16 protein-coding genes and 1 riboswitch are annotated in these 18,594 nt (G+C 53.8%); of the genes, 9 read left to right on the plus strand and 7 right to left on the minus strand.

The features are described from left to right. Positions 1 to 13 precede the first annotated feature (13 nt). Positions 14 to 1,171 carry a DUF418 domain-containing protein YeiB gene (gene yeiB / locus EH228_RS14980; RefSeq protein WP_152322427.1) on the plus strand — a complete coding sequence of 386 codons (1,158 nt, stop codon included), beginning with the start codon at positions 14 to 16 and terminating at the stop codon, positions 1,169 to 1,171. 90 nt (positions 1,172 to 1,261) lie between these two features. Here yeiB and sanA read toward each other — a convergent pair whose 3' ends face one another. The 6 genes from sanA to metG form a co-directional block, all read right to left on the minus strand. Next, positions 1,262 to 2,092 (minus strand): outer membrane permeability protein SanA, encoded by an 831-nt coding sequence (sanA, locus tag EH228_RS14985; protein WP_152322428.1) that lies wholly within the window; start codon positions 2,090 to 2,092, stop codon positions 1,262 to 1,264. Positions 2,093 to 2,285: 193 nt separating this feature from the next. After that, complete coding sequence (locus EH228_RS14990) at positions 2,286 to 3,983, minus strand: NAD-dependent malic enzyme (protein WP_152322429.1); 1,698 nt, start codon at positions 3,981 to 3,983, stop codon at positions 2,286 to 2,288. 119 nt (positions 3,984 to 4,102) lie between these two features. Further along, positions 4,103 to 4,987 (minus strand): cytidine deaminase, encoded by an 885-nt coding sequence (gene cdd / locus EH228_RS14995; RefSeq protein ID WP_152322430.1) that lies wholly within the window; start codon positions 4,985 to 4,987, stop codon positions 4,103 to 4,105. Positions 4,988 to 5,140: 153 nt separating this feature from the next. Further along, the gene (locus EH228_RS15000) at positions 5,141 to 5,833 is read right to left on the minus strand and encodes a CidB/LrgB family autolysis modulator (RefSeq protein ID WP_152322431.1); all 693 of its coding nucleotides are present in this window, start codon (positions 5,831 to 5,833) and stop codon (positions 5,141 to 5,143) included. Next, the gene (locus tag EH228_RS15005; RefSeq protein ID WP_152322432.1) at positions 5,826 to 6,224 is read right to left on the minus strand and encodes a CidA/LrgA family protein; all 399 of its coding nucleotides are present in this window, start codon (positions 6,222 to 6,224) and stop codon (positions 5,826 to 5,828) included. Before EH228_RS15005 ends, EH228_RS15000 begins: the two co-directional genes overlap by 8 nt. A 171-nt stretch (positions 6,225 to 6,395) precedes the next feature. After that, positions 6,396 to 8,432 (minus strand): methionine--tRNA ligase, encoded by a 2,037-nt coding sequence (gene metG, locus EH228_RS15010; protein ID WP_152322433.1) that lies wholly within the window; start codon positions 8,430 to 8,432, stop codon positions 6,396 to 6,398. Positions 8,433 to 8,603: 171 nt separating this feature from the next. On the opposite strand from metG, the gene apbC reads away from it, so the two are divergent. Continuing rightward, positions 8,604 to 9,716: an iron-sulfur cluster carrier protein ApbC gene (gene apbC / locus EH228_RS15015; protein WP_152322434.1), complete on the plus strand. Its 1,113-nt coding sequence runs from the start codon at positions 8,604 to 8,606 to the stop codon at positions 9,714 to 9,716. A 125-nt stretch (positions 9,717 to 9,841) separates the two neighbouring features. On the opposite strand, the gene EH228_RS15020 is transcribed toward apbC, so the two are convergent. Then, positions 9,842 to 10,099 carry a hypothetical protein gene (locus EH228_RS15020; RefSeq protein ID WP_152322435.1) on the minus strand — a complete coding sequence of 86 codons (258 nt, stop codon included), beginning with the start codon at positions 10,097 to 10,099 and terminating at the stop codon, positions 9,842 to 9,844. 269 nt (positions 10,100 to 10,368) lie between these two features. On the opposite strand from EH228_RS15020, the gene EH228_RS15025 reads away from it, so the two are divergent. The 7 genes from EH228_RS15025 to EH228_RS15055 all read left to right on the plus strand — a co-directional run bounded on the left by EH228_RS15025 (position 10,369) and on the right by EH228_RS15055 (position 18,584). Beyond that, positions 10,369 to 11,001: a TetR/AcrR family transcriptional regulator gene (locus EH228_RS15025; protein WP_193323358.1), complete on the plus strand. Its 633-nt coding sequence runs from the start codon at positions 10,369 to 10,371 to the stop codon at positions 10,999 to 11,001. A 192-nt stretch (positions 11,002 to 11,193) separates the two neighbouring features. Then, positions 11,194 to 12,078, plus strand: a complete 885-nt coding sequence (locus EH228_RS15030) for an NAD(P)-dependent oxidoreductase (RefSeq protein ID WP_152322436.1) — start codon at positions 11,194 to 11,196, stop codon at positions 12,076 to 12,078. Beyond that, on the plus strand, positions 12,068 to 13,282 hold the full coding sequence (locus EH228_RS15035) for an MFS transporter (protein ID WP_152322437.1): 1,215 nt from the start codon (positions 12,068 to 12,070) through the stop codon (positions 13,280 to 13,282). Before EH228_RS15030 ends, EH228_RS15035 begins: the two co-directional genes overlap by 11 nt. A gap of 63 nt (positions 13,283 to 13,345) precedes the next feature. After that, positions 13,346 to 13,448, plus strand: a riboswitch (TPP riboswitch). Between the two features lie 32 nt (positions 13,449 to 13,480). Next, a complete protein-coding gene (gene thiM / locus EH228_RS15040) occupies positions 13,481 to 14,275 on the plus strand; it encodes a hydroxyethylthiazole kinase (RefSeq protein WP_152322438.1) in 795 nt (264 codons plus the stop codon). After that, positions 14,272 to 15,072 (plus strand): bifunctional hydroxymethylpyrimidine kinase/phosphomethylpyrimidine kinase, encoded by an 801-nt coding sequence (gene thiD, locus EH228_RS15045; RefSeq protein WP_152322439.1) that lies wholly within the window; start codon positions 14,272 to 14,274, stop codon positions 15,070 to 15,072. Before thiM ends, thiD begins: the two co-directional genes overlap by 4 nt. Before the next feature lie 146 nt (positions 15,073 to 15,218). Further along, positions 15,219 to 16,271 (plus strand): class I fructose-bisphosphate aldolase, encoded by a 1,053-nt coding sequence (gene fbaB / locus EH228_RS15050; protein ID WP_152322440.1) that lies wholly within the window; start codon positions 15,219 to 15,221, stop codon positions 16,269 to 16,271. Between the two features lie 234 nt (positions 16,272 to 16,505). Beyond that, positions 16,506 to 18,584, plus strand: a complete 2,079-nt coding sequence (locus EH228_RS15055) for an FUSC family protein (RefSeq protein ID WP_152322441.1) — start codon at positions 16,506 to 16,508, stop codon at positions 18,582 to 18,584. Positions 18,585 to 18,594 lie beyond the last annotated feature (10 nt).

The following is an 18,594-nucleotide window of genomic DNA, read 5'->3' on the forward strand; positions in this document are numbered from 1 at the left end:
GCCTGTTGCCAGAATGTCGCGTATTCACCCGCTGGATTTTATCCGGGGTCTCGCCATTCTGGGGATCCTGCTGCTTAATATAGTGTCCTTTGGGCTGCCTGGCGCAGCCTATCTCAATCCCGCCTGGCATGGCCTGCCGTCACGGCATGACGCCTGGACCTGGGCGATGGTTGATTTGTTTGCCCAAATTAAATTTCTCGCCTTGTTTGCCTTGTTGTTCGGCGGTGGACTGCACATGCTCTTGCCGCGTGGTAAACGCTGGTTACAGGCGCGGCTGAGTGGATTAGTGTTGTTTGGTTTTATTCACAGTGTGTTTTTTTGGGATGGCGACATTTTACTGGATTACGGCCTGATCGGGCTGGTGGTCTGGCGGATGATCCGCGATATCGACGCGACCCCGCAACTGTTGAAGAGTGGCGTGATGCTGTATGTACTCGGCAGTTGCTCGTTGCTCGTGCTGGGTATGGCCTCGGGACCCCAGGCCGGTAGTGCGTGGCAACCTTCCGTCGCCGCAGTGCAGTATGAAACCTTCTGGAAAATTCACGGTGGTTGGGAAGCCGACTTAAAGCGCCTGGGGATGCTTTCTTCAGACTTGCTGTCACTGGCGGTGCAATACGGCTGGCAGTTAGCCGGATTGATGATGACGGGCGCCGCGTTGATGCGCAACGGCTGGTTACGCGGGAGCTGGAGCCAGGCACATTACCGCCGTAGCGCGCTGTTGTTGATTGGCTCGGCATGGCTTATTCAAATACCGGGTATTTATCTACAGTGGATAACGGGCTGGGATTTTCGCTGGGCGGGTTTCTTTCTGCAGGTGCCGCGAGAGCTGGGGGCGCCGCTGCAGGCAGTGGGGTATGCCGCGTTATGCTTCGGTTACTGGCCGATGCTTTCCCGCCTGAAAATCACGTATGCCATCCGTTGTGTGGGGAGGATGGCACTGACGAACTACTTGCTGCAAACGCTGGTTTGTACCACGTTGTTTAACCGGTTGGGATGGTTCAATCAGCTTGATCGGCTGCAATTGTTGGCGGTGGTGCCACTGGTTTGGTTGATCAACATCCTGTTCTCGCTGCTGTGGCTGCACTATTTTTCTCAGGGGCCGTTCGAATGGCTCTGGCGTAAGCTGACGGTATCAGTCGGCGGCCAGCCCCTGAAAAAAAGCCCTTCCTGAAGATGATTCGGTGATGCCTTTACTTCGCATCTTCCACTCTGTGGCACTTCACGAAAAAGCCATCGGAGCCTTCGCTGAAAAATACAGACGTTACTTATCAGCGTGACTCCCCCATTCTGGTGAGTGTGGCGGGGCAGACGGTGTGGTTTTCTGCGCATTCGGTGAGTGCGTTGACGCAGGTTGATGTGGCGTATTGCCCGGGGCAGAGGATATCTTTTGCTGCAGTTCCAGCAATTGTTCCGGTGTGACGGCGGGATAGCTTTGCGCATTTTCCGGTATCTCATGCTGTGCCGGGATTGGCACCATCGGCCCAAGGAAACGGGGTTCACGCTTCATCAGATAGAGATCGGCCAGCGCCCCAAGACGGGCGCCCACTTCGCGTACGCGGACACTCAGTATATTTTTCGGGGAAGGTACGGCATAGCACTGCGCCTGGATCCCCATGTGCAGAGCGATAAACAGCGCGCGTTCACAATGAAAGCGCTGAGTGATAATGATGAAGTCATTGGTATCGAACACTTTCCGGGTACGGACGATGGAATCCAGTGTGCGGAATCCGGCATAGTCGAGCACGATATCCGAGGCCGGGACGCCTGCGGCCATCAGATCGCGACGCATGGTCATTGGCTCGTTGTAGCTTTGTTGGGCGTTATCGCCACTGAGCAGCAGGTAGTTAACCTTACCGCTGTTGTAGGCATTGAGTGCGCCTTGTATTCGGTACAGGTAATACTGATTAATAACGCCGGTGCGGTAATATTTCGCAGTACCCAACACGACGCCAACCTGGCGGTGCGGCAGCGATTTTAAGTTATCGTAGATGTAAGGGGCGCTTTTGATGCTGATCCAGCGATCCAGGCCGAGTGCGGTGGTTATCATCACGACACAGATGATAATCAGTCCATAAATCAAGCGTTTTACCATGCCGGACGATGCTCAGACTTAGCAAAAAAAGGTGGTTCAAGGCTACTTTACCCAGCGAGGTGAAGCAAGAGACACTGCACTGGATGGTGGCCTTCCGCACAATACGTAGGGGATACAGTACGGAAAGGGCTGCCGGGAACGGAAATACCCGGCAATAAGCTTCAGTATAGTGGGCGTATACCGCCCACTATCATCAGATAGACGTCCGGCGGTAGTGACGATACTGCGGTACCCAAAAGTTGGCAGCAATGGCCTGGGACAGCACATCTTCAGAGGTCACTACGGCCACGCCAGCCAGTTGGGCGGCTTTACCGACCGCCATGGCGATCACTTTCGACACGCCCTGGATGTCTTTCACTTCAGGCAGCACCGGGCCATCACCATCGTTAACCAGCGGTGAACACTCTGCCAGCGCCCGGCTGGCCGCCATCAACATACTGTCAGTCACGCGGGTGGCGCCAGACGCAATCACTCCCAGGCCAATACCCGGGAAAATATAGGAGTTGTTGCACTGGGCGATAGGATAGATTTTACCCTGCCATGACACCGGCGGAAACGGGCTGCCGGTGGCAACCAGCGCGGTGCCGTCGGTCCAGGCCAGAATATCCTGCGGCGTCGCTTCCACACGAGACGTCGGGTTGGAGAGCGGCATCACGATAGGACGCGCGCAATGTTTATGCATCTCGCGGATAATTTCTTCGCTAAACAGCCCCGGTTGGCCGGAAACACCAATCAGGATGTCCGGATGCACATTACGCACCACATCCAGCAGCGACAGCGAATCGGAGGTTGAATCCCAGTCGCTCAGGTTTTCGCCTGGCTGCACCAGCTTGCTCTGGAAGCTAAGCAGGTTCGGCAGCTTGTCGGTCAGCAGACCAAAACGATCGACCATAAACACGCGTGCGCGGGCTTCATTGTCGCTCAGACCTTCGGATTTCATCTGGGCGATGATCTGCTCTGCGATGCCGCAACCTGCCGAACCCGCGCCAAGGAAGACCACTTTCTGCTCACTCAGGGTGCTACCGGCCGCCTGACTGGCGGCAATCAGCGTCCCCAGTGTGACCGCGGCGGTGCCCTGAATATCATCATTGAAGCAGCACACTTCATCGCGATAGCGTTCCAGTAGCGGCATAGCGTTTTTCTGCGCGAAGTCTTCAAATTGCAGCAGTACATGTGGCCAGCGGCTCTTCACCGCCTGAATAAATTCGTGAATGAAATTGTCGTATTCTTCGCCAGTGATTCGAGGATGACGCCAGCCCATATATAACGGGTCGTTCAGCAGTTGCTGATTGTTGGTACCGACGTCCAGTACCACCGGCAGCGTATAGGCTGGACTGATGCCGCCACAGGCGGTGTACAGCGAGAGCTTACCGATAGGAATGCCCATGCCGCCGATCCCCTGGTCACCGAGGCCGAGAATACGTTCCCCATCGGTTACCACGATCACTTTTACGTTCTGCTTAGTGGCGTTTTGCAGCATGTCTTCGATGTTGCCGCGGTTGGGGTAGGCGATAAACACCCCGCGGGCGCGGCGATAGATTTCAGAGAAGTGCTCGCAGGCGGCGCCGACGGTCGGGGTATAGATAATCGGCATCATCTCTTCGAGATGGTTATCCAGCAGACGATAAAACAGGGTTTCGTTGGTGTCCTGAATGTTGCGCAGGTAAATGTGTTTGTCGATATCGCTTTTGAAATCCTGGAACTGTCGCCATGCGCGTTGCGCCTGCTCTTCGATGGTTTCCACTGCTTCCGGCAACAGTCCCCGGAGGTTAAATTCATTGCGCTCTTCAACCGAAAACGCGCTGCCCTTATTTAGCAACGGGAATTCCAGTAAAATAGGGCCGGCATAAGGGATATAAAGCGGCCGTTTACTTTCGTATTCGAGTTCCATGCAATCAATACTCATTCGACGCGGGATAGTGTGAGCCAATCCTAAAATAATTCATCCGAAAGTACAGCTTTTGTTAATAGTGAATAACAAAAGCTGTGAAGTTCGTGTAATTGAAGGATTTAAATCAGCGGAATAGTCGTGATAGAGCCACAGCCAAGCGCTTGTAACGTGGCGAGGGTGGCCTGCCGCTGGACCAGTTTGGCATCGGGCGCTTCCGCCAGCACCGCGCGCTGGATCTGCAACACATCACGACCGGAAAGATTCAACAGGATCAGGGCCGCCTGTAACGGTGGCAGACTGGGATTGAACGCGGCATTTTCTGCATAACTACCGGCAAAAATCGCGCCGTCGTGAGTTTGTAACGCCACACCGCTCAGAGCCTGGGAATACGGCGCATAGCTGCGGTTCGCGGCTTGCAGCGCCGCCTGTGAGAGCGGATCGCCCTTGATCGTCAGACCATGATCGACAGGGTCGAGCAACAGCGTCTGGATTGCCAGATCACGTGGACCAAACGCATCCGGCAGATAATCAGCCAGAGAGGACGGTTCTCGTCCGGGTAAATGAATTGTCAGTGCGGTCCCGCTGTTCAGCTCGTTCATAAACTGGCGACAATGACCGCATGGTGTGTAGTTGACCGTGATAGCTTCCAGCGCTGTTTCGCCGCGCAACCAGGCATGGGTAATGGCGCTTTGCTCAGCGTGCACCGTTTGCTGCATGGTTGCGCCGCTGAATTCCATGTTGGCGCCGAACCAGAGATGGCCGCTTTTACCGAGAGCCAGCGCGCCAACGTTAAAGTTGGAAAGAGGCGTGAGCGCACAGGAGGCGGCTAATGGCAACAGGGCGAAGGCCAGTTCACGCACGTTCATGCCGGTCTGGTTTTTAAGCGATGTCACCTGCTCCGGAGTGAGAAAAGCCGGAAAATGTGGATCCGCTAAAATCGGCTGAAGCGCGGTCTGAAGCTGGGGGTATAGCGCAGTCAATGCGCTCTGGAAACGTGGATGCATAGCGGGCCTCTCTCACCGGGTCGGCCATCTATGATGGCGAGTTGCTACCGTCTTGTATGTGATTTTAATCACGGTAATAATGTAAGTTATGAAATAAGTCAGAAAAACATGTGAGTTGTACTAAATATATCCTCTGAAAGGAGAGCGGCTATTTTAGCCCCAGAGACGCATGATCAACGGGAACAGGAAAGGTGCCAGCAGCGAGGTGATAATCCCGCAGACCACCAGCGCCAGCGAGCTGTAAGCTCCTTCCTGATAGTCCAGCTCAGCACAGCGTGCGGTTCCCAGAGCATGAGAAGCGTTACCGATCGCCAGACCGCGTGAAGGCTTGCCATGGATTTTCAGTATATTCAATATCATATGACCGAAGACTGCGCCCAGAACCCCGGCAATTAACACACAGATGGCACTGATTGCCGGGATGCCGCCTAATGTGGCCGATACCGCCATGGCAATCGGGGTGGTGACTGACTTGGGCATGATCGTTGCGGCAATTTGTGGTGTCGCGCCCATCCACAAGGCAATCGCGGTGCCGGAAATCATTGCGGTCATGCTGCCTATAAAGCAGACGCCAATGATCGATTTCCAGCGCGCGCGGATCTGGTGCATTTGTTCATAGAGGGGAATCGCCAGCGCCACCACAGAAGGCTGTAGAAACTGGTTAAGCACCGCGCTTCCCTGAAAATAACGTGCGTAAGGCATGTGGATCAGCAGTAGCAACGGGATAATCACCACCATTGAAAGCAATAGCGGATTTACCAGCGATATTTTCACCCGTGCGGCAAGCCAGCGAGCGGCGAAAAATACCGCCACAGTCAGCGGCAGCGACCACCACATATCACTCATCGGTGGCTCCTGGGGGCGGTGACGGCACTCTGCTGTGCAGTTTGTGTGAGGCCAGCCCAACAGTCACCAGTACCACAAAGGTACTCACCACCACGGACACCACAATCGGACCAAATTGCGCACTGAGGATATCGGTGTAGCTCATGATCCCTACGCTAATGGGCACAAACAGCAGACCCATATAGCGGATTAACAGTGTACTGCCAGGTTTTACCCAGTCTACCGGGAGCAGTTGCAAAGCCAGTAAAGTAAACAGGATTAGCATGCCGATGATGCTGCCTGGAATGGCGACCGGCAGCAGGGTGGACACGACAGTTCCGGCATACAGACAAAGGTAAATGATGATAAAGGCGCGAAGAATTCGCCAGCCCACGGAGAGCGCGCTACGCATGATAAGCTCCTGGTTTTATAACGTTAATCATACGATAAAAGCAATAAGACTGCTATCAGGGCTTAAACAGATTGGCTATTCAAAGAAGGCTGGCATTAACATGGGACGCATCAACTGTACCGGCAAAAAACACGACAAGGGCGGGGGGATTCCGCCCCTGTTGCATGAAGATTATTTGACCTGCATACCAGGCTGTGCGCCGCTGTCCGGGCTGAGCAGGAAGATATCTTTACCGCCAGGGCCAGCCGCCATCACCATGCCTTCGGAGACACCAAAGCGCATTTTGCGCGGTGCCAGGTTTGCCACCATCACCGTCAGTCGGCCGATCAACACTGCCGGGTCCGGATAGGCGGCACGAATTCCAGAGAAAACATGGCGGGTTTCACCGCCCAGATCCAGGGTCAGGCGCAGCAACTTGTCGGAACCTTCGACGAATTCGGCGTTCTGGATCAGCGCAATACGCATGTCCACTTTCGCGAAGTCTTCAAAATTAATGGTTTCCTGTAGTGGTGCGTCTGCCAGTGGGCCGGTTAATACTGATGGGGTAGCCGCCGCTGCCGCGTCTTCTTTAGATGTCGCTATCAGCGCATTCACTTTGTCCATTTCGATGCGATTGTACAGGGCTTTGAAGGCTGAAATGCGGTGGCCCAGCAGTGGCTGCTGAATCCCGTCCCAGCTCAGTTCCTGGTTCAAAAAGGTTTCGCAGCGTTGACTCAACGACGGCAAAACCGGCTTCAGCCAGGTCATTAACACGCGGAACAGGTTGATCCCCATCGAACAGATTGCCTGCAAGTCGGCATCGCGGCCTTCCTGTTTCGCCACCACCCAGGGGGCCTGTTCATCAACATAGCGGTTAGCCACATCGGCCAGCGCCATGATCTCACGAATGGCGCGGCTGAACTCGCGACTCTGCCAGGCTTCCGCAATGCTGTCGGAGGCATCGGTGAAGGTTTTGTATAACGCCGGGTCAGCCAGGTCGCTGGACAGTTGGCCGTCAAAACGTTTATTGATAAAACCGGCATTACGGGACGCCAGGTTCACCACTTTGTTGACGATGTCGGCATTCACGCGTTGTACGAAATCTTCCAGATTCAGGTCGATATCATCGATACGTGAGGACAGTTTGGCCGCATAGTAGTAACGCAGACTGTCGGCATCCAGATGCTGCAACCAGGTGCTGGCCTTGATGAACGTACCGCGCGATTTTGACATTTTCGCGCCATTGACCGTCACATAACCGTGCACAAACAGATTGGTGGGTTTACGGAAGTTACTGCCTTCCAGCATGGCTGGCCAGAACAGACTGTGGAAATAGACAATGTCTTTACCGATAAAGTGATACAGGTCAGCAGTAGAGTCTTTCTGCCAGAAAGCATCGAAATCGATATCGCCGCGTTTGTCGCACAGGTTTTTGAATGAGCCCATGTAGCCGATTGGCGCATCCAGCCAGACGTAGAAGTATTTTCCCGGCGCCCCTGGAATTTCAAAGCCGAAGTACGGCGCATCGCGGGAGATATCCCACTGTTGCAGGCCGGATTCAAACCACTCCTGCATTTTGTTGGCGACCTGCTCCTGCAGTGCGCCGGAGCGGGTCCACGCCTGTAACATGGCGCTGAATTCCGGTAGATCAAAGAAGAAATGCTCAGAGTCACGCATGACCGGCGTGGCGCCGGATACCACCGACTTCGGCGAGATTAACTCGGTCGGACTGTAGGTTGCGCCGCAGACTTCACAGTTATCGCCGTACTGATCCGCAGATTTACACTTCGGACAGGTTCCTTTCACAAAACGGTCAGGCAGGAACATGCCTTTTTCCGGATCGTACAGTTGTGAAATACGGCGGTTCTTGATGAAGCCGTTTTCTTTTAAACGGGTGTAAATCAGCTCAGACAGTTCACGGTTCTCCGCGCTGTGCGTAGAGTGATAGTTGTCGTAGCTGATGTCAAAACCAGCAAAATCGGCCTGATGTTCCTGACTCATTTCGGCAATCATCTGCTCCGGCGTAATGCCCAGTTGCTGAGCTTTCAGCATGATCGGCGTACCGTGGGCATCGTCAGCACAGATGAAGTAAACCTGGTTGCCGCGCATTCGCTGGTAACGAACCCAAATATCTGCCTGGATATGCTCGAGCATGTGGCCGAGATGGATGGGACCGTTGGCGTACGGCAGAGCGCACGTTACCATTATTTTTTTCGCGACTTGAGTCATAGTGGGACTTGCTATACCTGTTTAAAAAGGGGCTTAGATGGTAACCGAAAGGCCCTCCCTGCGTAAACAATCCCGCACGGTGACCGCCGTTTTTTGCTGGTGGTCAGCATCAGGCGCTGTCACATCTGATATGCTCTGATAATCAGTATCAACCATGAAAAAGGAGTCGGGATGATGTCACCGTCCCAGGAGCAACACACACCGGCATCGCTGCGCGCGCGGGTGATGGGTATTTTGACCACCTTTGAGCATCCGACGCTAACACATAATCTCACGACGCTAAAGGCGCTGCACCATTGTGCGCTGATGGACAATACGCTGCATATTGAGTTGGTGATGCCATTTGCCTGGAACAGCGGATTCGAGGCGCTGAAGGAAAGCGTTAGCGCTGAGTTGCTACGTCTGACTCGCGCCTCTGCTATCAACTGGCGGCTGACTCATGCTATCGCCACATTGAAACGGGTGAAAAATAATCCCGGTGTGCATGGCGTAAAGAACATCATTGCGGTCAGTTCAGGGAAAGGCGGGGTGGGTAAATCAAGCACCGCCGTTAACCTGGCGCTGGCGCTGGCGGCCGAAGGGGCGCAGGTCGGGCTGCTGGATGCCGATATTTATGGTCCTTCTATCCCGGAGATGCTTGGCACGCGGGATGAGCGACCCTCCTCGCCGGATGGGAAGCACATGGCGCCGATCATGGCACACGGGCTGGCGACTAACTCTATCGGTTACCTGGTGACCGAGGACAATGCGATGGTGTGGCGTGGACCGATGGCCAGTAAGGCGTTGATGCAATTGCTGAATGAAACGCTGTGGCCTGAACTGGATTATCTGGTGCTGGATATGCCCCCTGGAACGGGAGATATCCAACTGACCCTGGCGCAAAATGTGCCGGTCACCGCGGCGATAGTGGTGACCACGCCGCAGGATATAGCACTGATTGATGCGCGCAAAGGTATCGTGATGTTTGAGAAGGTCAATGTGCCGGTGCTGGGCGTGGTGGAAAACATGAGCATGCACATCTGTAGCCATTGTGGCCATCACGAGCCGATTTTCGGTTCTGGCGGGGCTGATAAGCTGGCGGAGCAGTATCACACCACCTTGCTCAGTCAGCTGCCGTTGCATATTACGCTGCGCGAAGATTTGGATGATGGCCAGCCTACGGTGATTCGGCGTCCGCAGAGCGAGTTTACGGCGATGTATCGTCAACTGGCTGGACGGGTTGCCGCACAGCTGTTTTGGCAGGGCGAGGTGATCCCCGACGATATCGCTTTTCGCGCGATCTAGGGATACCCCGCGTGATTTGTCGTTAGTTAACGTCAATCAGGCATCCGCGTTTATTTGCCTTGTGTGAGGCGAGAAACACGATGCGCAAAATGGCTGGTCGGTTGCAGTGAAAGGGCGGATTAATTTCAGTTATCTCCCCAGACCGGTTTTACGTGTCTTTCGCCGCCAATGCCGGTCCCCCGATACTCATAGTCAATTTTCCCGGCGTCAAATAGTTGATCCAGCAGGGAAAAGTTATCTGGCGGCGTCACGTTACAGCGGCTGTTGAGTACGGTATCCTGGAGGGTGAATGTGCGGTCGCCGCGCGCAATTTGCTTCAGGTATTGCAGCATCTGCAAGGCGGCGACGCTGATCCCATACTGTTCATTAAGCGGTCTGGTCATCTCACTTTCCGTTGGCTGCCTCTTATGCGGACTGAATGGGGTCCGGGTGACGAATTTTTTGACTGTAGCAAAAAGTTGCCGCAGGAAACACCCGCCGGGGGGTAACGATGGCAACGACTGCGAGTATCACTCTGGCGAGTGACCGCACCGGCGAGGTTCAAAAACGGACTGTCGTTTTGCCCTGACCCCTGAATTATACCGAAAAAGGCTGTTTTTCTAATAAAAAATAATAATATTATATTATTGATAATAAAGGAATGTTGTCTGATATGAAGCGTATAAATACCACAAAATTAGACGCCTCTGCTCACCCACGTGAACGCGGACGTCCGCGAGAGTTCAATGTTGATACCGCGCTGGATCGGGCCATCCTTTATTTTCGTGAACATGGCTATCATGCAGCATCAATTGCCTCGCTGTCGCAGGCGCTGCAACTTTCGGCGGGGAGTCTCTATAAAGCGTTCCACAGCAAGCGCCAGCTGTTTAAAGCGGCTTTTGAGCGATACCTGATTATCCGCCGCCATCAACTGACGGATATGTCCAATGATGCTGAAAGTGGACGGGACAAGCTGTTTCGGGTACTGAAATTTTATGCTGAATCATCCTGTGCGGATGAGGGGCGAAAAGGCTGCCTGGTTATTGTGGGAGCGGTTGAGCTGGCCAGTACCGATGCCGAGATGGCGCGGGAAGTGGCGGCGATAATGAAGCACCATGAACAACAGCTGACCAGGATAATCTGCGCCGGGCAACAGGATGGTTCAATAAATATCGCTGTTGAGCCCGGCGTTACGGCCCGACTGATGCTGGCCCTGGTTCAGGGGTTGCGTGTTTTGGGCAAAGCCGGTCGTACACGTGAAGAGATGATAGCTGTCGTGCAGACTGCCATGAAACTTTTGGATTGATTAAGCCTTGTCCTGAGCTAAATGAAAGCTGACTGGTTTGAATTTTTTCATTATATTGGAAATGAATTAATCCAAAATGGTTGGCGCCGCCCATCCTGACCGGATAACGATTATCCGCCTTCACTTTATCAGGGCCAGAGTCTGTCAGGTGACAGAAAAGATTATTTCTTTTATTAATCAATAGGTTTTTCTATGAAAATTGCCTTTCTGGGGCTGGGGACGATGGGGAAACCGATGGCGGCAAACCTCATCAAAGCCGGTTACCGCTTACGTCTCTGGAACCGATCAGCGGAAGCCGCTACATCACTGGCTGAGCTGGGCGGACAGGTCGCGCTGACCCCTTTAGAGGCGGTCAAAGGGGCAGATATTGTTATCTCAATGCTGGCCGATGACCATGCTACCCGTGCGGTGATGATTGATGGAGGGGGACTGGAGGGCATGAGCCGGGGCGCTATTCACCTCAACATGGCCACCATTGCAGTGGCCTTTGCCGATGAGTTGACGCAGATCCACCGGGATAAGGGGCTGCGTTATATTGCCGGGCCGGTCCTGGGACGTGTCAATGTGGCTGAAGCGGGTCAGCTCAACATTCTTGCCGCAGGTGATACTGCTACCTTACAAGAGGTCCAGCCGCTATTGGATATCCTTGGTCAGAAGACATGGTATTTTGGCGATAAACCGGCGCAAGCCAATGTGGTTAAGCTGGCGGTGAATTTCATGATAGCCAGTGCTATCGGCTCCATGGGGGAAGCGGTGGCATTGGCGCAAGGCTACGGTGCAGAGAAAGCCGATTTTATTGACCTGATAACCTCGACCGTGTTTGCTGCGCCGGTTTACAAGGGATATGGCGGGGCGATTGCGGCGGAGACCTTCGAACCAGCCGGATTCAAGCTGTCACTGGGCCTGAAAGATGTCAGTCTGGGCCTTGAGGCTGGGGCGCAGGCGAATGTGCCGATGCCCATCGCCAGTGTACTGCGGGACCAGCATCTTGATAGTCTTGCCCACCATGAAGGTCAGTTGGACTGGGCGGCGTTGGCACGTGTTTCAGCGCGTCGGGCAGGGCAAAATGACCAGTAGTGACCCGCGTTCTCCGTCATCCCCTAAGTGGCTGCTATGGTTGTTGGCGGTGGCCACCGGTTTGATTGCTGCCAATATTTATTACGCCCAACCGTTGGTGGGGGCGATAAGCAAAGATCTGGGGCTATCAATATCGGCAGCAGGACTGATCGTGACGCTGACACAAGTGGGATATGGTAGCGGCTTACTGTTAATTGTTCCGCTGGCTGATTATTTCGAGAACAAGCGGCTGGCCATTTCAGTACTCTTATTCAGCGCCGTTGGCTTACTTATCTCTGGCCTGGCGACATCTTCTGTCCCCTTTTTAATCGCCTCCCTGTTGATTGGGCTGGGATCGGTCACCGTGCAAATTTTAGTCCCCTATGCCGCTCATTTGGCGCCTGACGCGATGCGTGGGCGGGTGGTGGGAAACGTGATGAGCGGACTGATGCTGGGTATTATGCTGGCGCGACCGGTGGCCAGTTTAATCACTGAATTTAGCAACTGGCGTATGGTTTTCTTTGTGTCATTTGTTGCCATGTTGGGGCTGGCGCTGCTACTCCATCGGGTCTTACCCCCTCGCCAGGTTTCAGTCAACACCGGATACCGTGAAATGCTGGTGTCGATGTATCAGTTAATGCGTACCACGGCACCGTTACAGCGTCGGTCGTTCTATCACGCCTGCCTGTTTGGCGCATTCAGCCTGTTCTGGACAACGGTTCCATTGTTACTGTCCGGGCCTGACTTCAGGCTGTCGCAAACCGGTATCGCATTATTTTCACTGGCCGGGGTCGCTGGCGCCATCGCCGCGCCTTTAGCGGGCCGTCTGGCTGACAGAGGCTGGATTAGAGGCGCTACGGGGTGTGCCATGTTTTTGGTGATTGCTTCATTCATGCTTATGCAGCATGGCGAGCATGGTTCACTGCACTCACTGGCGCTGCTGACTCTGGCTGCGATAATGCTGGATTTTGGCGTATCGGCCAATCTGGTGCTGGGCCAGCGTGTTATCTTCAGCCTTTCGCCAACGATCCGGGGCAGACTTAACGGTCTGTATATGGCGACATTCTTTGCCGGCGGTGCAATAGGATCCGCATCTGGAGGCTGGGTATATGCTCATTATGGCTGGCGAACGACGTCTGCCCTTGGCGCCGCATTCGGCACGCTGGCACTGCTGTTTTTTTTCAGTGAGTTTAAGGGCAAAAGACGGCAACAACCTGATAGCTGAGTGCGGACGAGCTTGCATCAGCATGGCACTTTCCCTAAGCTGGCAAAGGTAAAGAGATTCAATCTCAATGACTCGGGGTGCCGTTTCTTTCCAAAGAAACAGCTGAGAAATACCCGCTGAACCTGAACTGGATAATGCCAGCGTAGGGAAGTCAGATGCCGGAGCGCATCGCCTTCTTGATCGCCGGTTGGGAGCGTTATGATCATCCAACCTCAACTCTTCACGGCCCATCAGGCCGCTATTTCACTCACACTTTTTCGCAATAATGCACCGTTGGTGCACTGTCTGACCAATGATGTGGTGCAGACGTTTACCGCAAATGTTTTGCTGGCGCTTGGCGCGTCTCCGGCGATGGTGATTGAACCACAGGAAGCGGCGGAGTTCAGTGCTATTGCCGATAGCGTGCTGATCAATGTCGGTACGTTAACCCGGGCGCGCAGCGAAGCGATGCGACTTGCAGTACAGGCGGCAAATAACGCAGGGCGTCCGTGGACGCTCGATCCGGTTGCGGTGGGAGGGCTGACGTTTCGCAGTGATTTTTGTCGGCGTCTGCTGGATTACCGCCCAGCGGCTATTCGTGGCAACGCTTCCGAAATCATGGCCCTGGCCCGTCAGGCCGTCGCCGGACGCGGCGTTGACAGCCTGCATGATTCCTCAGCCTCGCTGGAGGCCGCCTGCCTGCTGGCGCAAACCAGTGGCGCGGTGGTGGCCGTGACCGGAGAAGTGGACTATGTCACCGACGGGAAGCAACTGCTGGCGATCCCTGGTGGCGCGTCCCTGATGACCCGAGTGGTGGGAACCGGTTGCGCGTTGTCGGCGGTGGTGGCTGGGTTCGCTGCGCTGCCGGGCGATAAATTAACGCATGTCGCCAGCGCCTGCCGGGTGATGAGTCTGGCCGGAGAGAGGGCCGCCGCCTTAGCGGCAGGACCGGGAAGTTTTGCCTCGCTGATGCTGGACCAGTTGTATCATCTGGATACGGAGGCGTTGGTATGAAGCGGATTAATGCCCTGACCATCGCGGGCACTGATCCGAGTGGTGGCGCGGGTATCCAGGCTGATCTTAAAACTTTCTCGGCGCTCGGCGCTTATGGTGCCAGTGTCATCACCGCACTGGTGGCGCAGAATACTCATGGCGTGCAGTCGGTCTGCCGGGTTGAGCCGGATTTTGTGGCGGCCCAACTGGCTTCGGTGTTGAGCGATGTGCGTATCGACAGTGTTAAAATCGGCATGCTCAGTGAGAGTGATATTGTGCAGGTGGTGGCGGACAGACTGCAATCAGCCGCCATTCCCTGGGTGGTACTGGATACGGTGATGCTGGCTAAAAGCGGCGATCCGTTGCTGTCGCCACAGGCCGTCGACACCTTGCGGCAACAATTGCTGCCGCAGGTTTCCCTGATTACGCCAAATTTACCGGAAGCGGCAGCGTTGCTGGAATGCGCTATGGCATGCAATGAGGACGAGATGTGCTCTCAGGGACGGAAACTGCTGGAACTGGGATGCCAGGCCGTACTGATCAAAGGGGGGCACCTCAGCGATGACGAAAGCCCTGACTGGTTGTTCACCCGTGAGTATGAGCAACGCTTTACGGCGCCGCGCATTGCCACCCAAAATACCCACGGCACGGGATGTACGCTTTCCGCGGCCCTGGCGGCGTTGCGTCCGCGTCACACTAACTGGTTGACTACGATACAGGCCGCGAAGCAATGGTTGCAGGGCGCGCTGGAACAGGCAGATTCGTTGAAAGTCGGCTCAGGGCATGGCCCGGTACATCATTTTTATCGTTGGTGGTGAGGTTTTTGTGAAATTTTTCTCTGGATCGTTCTGAAAAATGGAGTCAGCAATTTGCATTAAATCAGGTTATGGGTCCACGCTGTTTGAGTTCAGGTTTTAACCACTGCAGGGCCGTTGGCCCCGCAACCTTTCAAACAGGAGTTAACATGACGGACATCGTACAGTTATTAGGAAAAGAAGCTGACACCCTTTTGCAACATCGCTGCCTGACTATTCCGGCGGATAGCCTCTATTTACCGGGCGCGGATTATGTCGATCGGGTGATGATCGATAATAATCGTCCGCCTGCTGTGCTGCGTAACATGCAGACGCTATATAACACCGGCCGTCTGGCAGGCACCGGTTATCTTTCCATTTTGCCGGTGGATCAGGGCGTTGAGCACTCTGCTGGCGCGTCGTTTGCCGCTAACCCGCTCTATTTCGATCCGAAAAATATTGTGGAGCTGGCGATCGAGGCAGGATGTAACTGTGTGGCTTCAACCTATGGCGTGTTGGCCGCGGTTTCACGTCGCTATGCGCACCGTATTCCGTTTATGGTCAAGCTGAACCATAACGAGACGCTGAGCTATCCGACTCAGTATGACCAGACGCTGTACGCCAGTGTGGAGCAGGCGTTTAATCTGGGGGCGGTCGCGGTTGGTGCCACGATTTACTTTGGTTCGGAACAGTCACGGCGTCAGTTGGAAGAAATTTCCGCCGCTTTCGAGCGTGCGCATGAACTGGGGATGGTGACCGTGTTGTGGGCCTATTTGCGTAATAACGCCTTCAAAAAAGACGGTGTGGATTATCATGCCAGCGCTGATTTGACCGGTCAGGCTAATCATCTGGCGGCCACTATCGGGGCGGATATCGTCAAGCAGAAAATGGCGGAGAATAACGGTGGGTATACCGCCGTGAAATTCGGTTCCACTGATGAACGTGTCTACAGCAAACTCACCAGCGATAACCCGATCGATCTGGTGCGTTATCAACTGGCTAACTGTTATATGGGGCGCGCGGGGCTGATCAACTCGGGGGGCGCATCCGCTGGGGCAACCGACATGGCGGAATCTGTGCGTACGGCGGTTATTAACAAACGAGCGGGCGGCATGGGATTGATCCTGGGGCGCAAAGCCTTCAAGAAAGCGATGAAGGATGGTGTGGCGCTGATCAATGCCGTACAGGACGTTTATCTGGCTAAAGACGTGACCATTGCGTAATTACTGACGTTTACCGGTTATTTCTGGCTCTGCTGGTGAGTTTTCTGAAGGGGCGGGGGCCCCTTTACCGCGACGTTGTCGGTTCATTTTCTCTTGCATAGCCATATTCGCTAGAGAGCATACTTTCCCGCTGCGTGATTATTTTGTTACAATCTATCTTCCAGTAAACCGTCCTTTCGCCGAATCGAACGAGATAAAATAGGGCTTTATGTTTTGGTGAATTGTTGAGTCTACATGAAGTGGTTATCCAAAAATGCGTTGCTGTTCGCCATTAAAACCTGTGTTGCGGCATTTTTAGCGTTATACATTGCCCTGAAACTGAACCTCGATAAACCAGCCTGGTCGATGGTTTCAGTCTATGTGATTTCTCAATTATATTCGGCCTCCACGTTGTCAAAAGCGGTGTTTCGCTTTTTTGGTACGGTACTGGGGGGCATTTTTACTTTCCTGATTTATCCTGTCACCGTTACGCACCCGGTGTTGTTTTGCCTGTGTATTTCGCTGTGGGTTGCTTTTTGTTTGTATCTCTCGTTGCATGATAGAACCCCGAAAAGCTATGTCTTCATGCTGGCAGGTTACAGCGCGGCGATTATGGGCTTTGCGGATGTCACCACGCCACTGTCGATAACCTATACCGTCATCTCCCGTATCGAAGAGATCACCGTCGCTATTATTTGTTCCAGTCTGATTCATATGCTGGTTTTTCCCGTCAGAATGCGCAATTTGTTGGAAAATAGCGTCAGTAACTGGTTCGAAAGTGCGAAGAAGCTGATGAATGAGCTGCTCACCTTTGATACTAAAACGCCTTCGCCCGAGAGAGAGCATATTCTGGTACAGATGGCTAACTATCCGGTGACGGTCGAAGTGCTAATCACGCACTGCGTCTATGAAGGGGATTCCGCGCGCAAACTCATTCGGCTGGTGAGTGCGCAGTATCAGCATCTGTCTTACCTGATCCCTACATTGACGGCGATTGAGAAACGTTTGAGTCTGTTGGCTGAGCAGGGGATCACTTTTCCCGATTTTGTGGCCGAGTCCTTCAGCCATTTTCTCGTCTGGCTGAACAGCCCGGAACAAAGCGGCAATGCGCAGGGGATCCAGCAGGATATTCAGCTTTCGCAGGAACGGATCAAAGCGCTGTATGCCCGCAATGAAATGAATGCGGAAGAGGGATTGTTGTTGATGGGATTGATGGAACGCTTGCTCAACTTTATTCGCATTACTGAGTCTTTTTTTGGCGCACGGGAACGGGTCAGCCAACTGGGGCCGGAAAAAAAACGCGGCAAGGTAAAGTTGATCAAAAAACATGCGGACAAAGGACTTATTTTACTTTCAGCGTTTACCGCGTTTACCGCCACCATGATGGGCTGCCTGTTCTGGATTGGTACCGGATGGAAAGATGGCGCGACGGCGCCGATGATAGCGGCGGTGGTGTGTTCCTTCTTTGCGGCGCTTGATAGCCCGATTGCGTCGATGAAGATTTTTTTAAAGGGGGTGGTGATAGCGATTATTATCAGCGTACTGTATGTCGGCCTGCTTATTCCGCTGACCACAACCTTTGAATCGTTGATTATTTGTCTGGCTCCGGGCTTGTTGGCGTTGGGGTTGATTATTGCGAATCCATCCACCAATTTCATTGGGTTGATCATTTCTACCCAGATCCCGGGTTTTATTGGCATGACGCATGACCTCAAACCCGACTTGTTATCCATTATTAATGCGTCAATTTCGACCATTGTGGGCATCGTCCTGGCGGTGGTGGTCACCGCGATTATTCGCAATAAGAGACCTTCCTGGACCGCCAGACGCGTGTTGCGCAGAGGCATAAAAGAATTGTTGCAGTTCACGGATGAGATCAAGATCAATGCCTCGTCATTGCTGTCGCGTCAGCAATATGTCGCCAGCATGGTTGATAAAATCAATATTATTCTGCCGCGTAACAAAGTGGACCCAATGCCAGACGTGGCGCTGGGCGGTAATTTGATTACCGAAATCTGGCTGGGGGTAAACTGCTATGATTTCTATGCCCGGCATGAACAAGTCCTCCGGCAGCATCAGCTTGAGACGGATGCATTGATGTCTGAAATCAACCAGTATTTCAAAAAACGCTTGAAGGACCTTCGTCGCGAGCCACCACAGTCTTTACTGGATACGCTGGATGACTTGCTGATAAGAACAGAAGCGATATGTCGCACGGATATCACGCTGTTCCCGCCGCTGTTTTATCTGTTTAACCTCCGCATGACGCTTTATCCGACGCAACGCTGGCCAGAACGACTGCTTGCCAGGGAGGGGAGCGCCTTGCCTGTCTGACCAACCTGAC

This window comes from Erwinia endophytica (assembly GCF_009295515.1).
Lineage (GTDB): Bacteria > Pseudomonadota > Gammaproteobacteria > Enterobacterales > Enterobacteriaceae > Erwinia > Erwinia endophytica.

What these genes read in the sequence shown, in the direction of transcription:
- EH228_RS15005 (WP_152322432.1), bottom strand. Translation starts at nt 6,224, where the DNA reads ATGCGTAGCGCGCTCTCCGTGGGCTGGCGAATTCTTCGCGCCTTTATC.
- EH228_RS15055 (WP_152322441.1), top strand. Translation starts at nt 16,506, where the DNA reads ATGAAGTGGTTATCCAAAAATGCGTTGCTGTTCGCCATTAAAACCTGT.
- cdd (WP_152322430.1), bottom strand. Translation starts at nt 4,987, where the DNA reads ATGCATCCACGTTTCCAGAGCGCATTGACTGCGCTATACCCCCAGCTT.
- thiD (WP_152322439.1), top strand. Translation starts at nt 14,272, where the DNA reads ATGAAGCGGATTAATGCCCTGACCATCGCGGGCACTGATCCGAGTGGT.
- sanA (WP_152322428.1), bottom strand. Translation starts at nt 2,092, where the DNA reads ATGGTAAAACGCTTGATTTATGGACTGATTATCATCTGTGTCGTGATG.
- fbaB (WP_152322440.1), top strand. Translation starts at nt 15,219, where the DNA reads ATGACGGACATCGTACAGTTATTAGGAAAAGAAGCTGACACCCTTTTG.
- apbC (WP_152322434.1), top strand. Translation starts at nt 8,604, where the DNA reads ATGATGTCACCGTCCCAGGAGCAACACACACCGGCATCGCTGCGCGCG.
- EH228_RS15030 (WP_152322436.1), top strand. Translation starts at nt 11,194, where the DNA reads ATGAAAATTGCCTTTCTGGGGCTGGGGACGATGGGGAAACCGATGGCG.
- EH228_RS14990 (WP_152322429.1), bottom strand. Translation starts at nt 3,983, where the DNA reads ATGGAACTCGAATACGAAAGTAAACGGCCGCTTTATATCCCTTATGCC.
- thiM (WP_152322438.1), top strand. Translation starts at nt 13,481, where the DNA reads ATGATCATCCAACCTCAACTCTTCACGGCCCATCAGGCCGCTATTTCA.
- EH228_RS15020 (WP_152322435.1), bottom strand. Translation starts at nt 10,099, where the DNA reads ATGACCAGACCGCTTAATGAACAGTATGGGATCAGCGTCGCCGCCTTG.
- metG (WP_152322433.1), bottom strand. Translation starts at nt 8,432, where the DNA reads ATGACTCAAGTCGCGAAAAAAATAATGGTAACGTGCGCTCTGCCGTAC.
- yeiB (WP_152322427.1), top strand. Translation starts at nt 14, where the DNA reads ATGTCGCGTATTCACCCGCTGGATTTTATCCGGGGTCTCGCCATTCTG.
- EH228_RS15035 (WP_152322437.1), top strand. Translation starts at nt 12,068, where the DNA reads ATGACCAGTAGTGACCCGCGTTCTCCGTCATCCCCTAAGTGGCTGCTA.
- EH228_RS15025 (WP_193323358.1), top strand. Translation starts at nt 10,369, where the DNA reads ATGAAGCGTATAAATACCACAAAATTAGACGCCTCTGCTCACCCACGT.
- EH228_RS15000 (WP_152322431.1), bottom strand. Translation starts at nt 5,833, where the DNA reads ATGAGTGATATGTGGTGGTCGCTGCCGCTGACTGTGGCGGTATTTTTC.